A 1,908-nucleotide genomic window follows, 5' to 3' on the forward strand; every position below is an offset into this window, starting at 1 on the left:
GGATGAAGTGCGCGCCAGTTCGCTGTATCTCCATACTGCAGCCTGGGAGGGCGCTCCGATATCCGCGGCGGAGGCTGCCGCTGTAGGTGTCTCCGTAATCAGTCGAGATATCAAAAGTATGGTCTCGCTTGGTTATCCAGTCGCCGGCTATACCGCCGAGTCGCTTTCGACGGCCGTCACACACTATTTCGACTGCCTGGACTACCGGACCGCAGTTCAGGCCAAGACACAAAGTTTCAACCGAACTGTCGACGTCGTGAGTGCGCGGACAGCACTCAATGACGCCTATGCACTCGCGAGAGGGGTTTCTCGATGAACTCATCGGTCACCGTCATTACCATCACCAGGAACGATCTATCTGGGCTGGTCCGCACGATCGAGAGTGTCCGGACTCAGAGTGCACGAGGAGTCGAACACATCGTGATCGACGGTGGCTCGACCGATGGGACTGTGGAATACCTTGATTCACTGGGTGATTCGTTGGTGTGGAACACAGGTCTCGACAGCGGTCGTTATGACGCAATGAACATCGGTGCAGAGTTGGCGAGTGGCGAATTGCTGTGGTTCATGCACTCGTCGGACGTATTCCATTCAGGTGACGTTCTGGAACGAGTTTCTCGGGAGTATCAAAGAGGGGACGTCTCTTGGCGGTGGGGTTACGGGCTGAGCAACATTCATGACTCCGGAAGTTCCATCGGAATCGGTGGCCGGATCCCGTTCAGTCTGTCCCGATTCTCCCTGGGTGGAAACATCATTCCCCATCAAGCATGTGTGATCGAGAAGTCTCTGCATGTTGAGATCGGCGGTTACGATACCGAATTCGGGCTCAGTGCCGATCAGCTGTATCTGTTGAAGATGGCAGTCCGATCAGAACCGCGGGTGTGGACCGAGTTCTTCTGTGATTTCGATTCGGCCGGTGCTGGTTCGGTGCGGGGCATGATGGATCACTATCGGGACATGCGGCGATCGCGCGCCCTGACCGGTGTCACAGTCTTCAGGTCGCACCGGCTCGATTATGCAGTGTCCTTGGGAGTTGCGCTTCTTGCAAAAACTGATCGTGTCCAAAGACGAGTACTAGCGGGGGTGACTCCTCGTGTCCGGTGAATCTTCAGAACCCACAACGGAATTGAAGTCGAACTTCGCAGTTGTCATACCAGCTTTCAACGCGGAAGCCACACTTATGGCGTCAATCGAGAGCGCGCACAATGCGGGCGCTTCGGAAGTCATCGTGGTGGACGACGGATCCACAGACGGTACCGCCGCGCTATGTCGCGCCCACGACATCCGTGTCCTGACGCAGCCCAATGCGGGTGCATACCTTGCGAGACGACGGGGGGCCGCGCTTGTCACGGCACCGTACATCGTGTTCCTGGACGCGGATGATCTTCTGGTCACATCCGGCGTTCACGAGTCCTTGCGTATTCTCTCCGCGCAGGCGGACTGCGCAGTCGTCGCTGGACGTGTGATGGCGAGCCTCCCGCGTGGGCGTAGTCGGTTGAACAAACAGTCGTACTCCGAGATCAATACTCGAACCCTGTTGACGCAAGGTTATGGTCCGTTTCCACCGGGAGCGGCGCTGGTTCGGCGTGCCGATTACGAAGCGGCGATCGCTCTCGACGTACCTGAGATCGTCGAGCGTTATGCCGACGACTACGAATTGTTCATTCGGCTATCCGTCGTCGGCCGAATCGTTCAACACAACACTGTGTCCCTCGTGTATTCGATGTACGCAGGGAAATCCATTGGTTCTCCCGAGAAATCGCTATTGTGCAAGGAGTCGATCAGGGGGCACTACGCGCGACATCTGGGGATCACCGTTCGGCTGATGAGCGCATCGGCGGTTGCCGCGGGTGGGCACCAGGGTGCCGTCCACGATGAGCATGGCGTCTCTCGCGAAGCGGTGCCGAG

The 1,908-nt window shown here is 57.7% G+C and carries 3 protein-coding genes; all 3 read left to right on the forward strand.

Annotation, left to right across the window (positions count from 1 at the left end):
• Positions 1-316 (forward strand): hypothetical protein (locus tag ABT116_RS43855; protein ID WP_351646413.1); only part of this gene is annotated, 316 nt, incomplete at its 5' end.
• Positions 313-1,104 carry a glycosyltransferase gene (locus ABT116_RS43860; RefSeq protein ID WP_095971928.1) on the forward strand — a complete coding sequence of 264 codons (792 nt, stop codon included), beginning with the start codon at positions 313-315 and terminating at the stop codon, positions 1,102-1,104. The genes ABT116_RS43855 and ABT116_RS43860, both read left to right, overlap by 4 nt.
• A partial coding sequence (locus tag ABT116_RS43865) for a glycosyltransferase family 2 protein (RefSeq protein ID WP_351646415.1) occupies positions 1,094-1,908 on the forward strand: 815 nt, incomplete at its 3' end. The genes ABT116_RS43860 and ABT116_RS43865, both read left to right, overlap by 11 nt.

The organism is Streptomyces sp. NPDC002130 (genome assembly GCF_040296465.1).
Classification (GTDB): Bacteria; Actinomycetota; Actinomycetes; order Streptomycetales; family Streptomycetaceae; genus Streptomyces.

Bases quoted from the DNA above. Each gene is read 5' to 3' on its own strand.
- ABT116_RS43860 (WP_095971928.1), top strand. From the start codon at position 313: ATGAACTCATCGGTCACCGTCATTACCATCACCAGGAACGATCTATCT.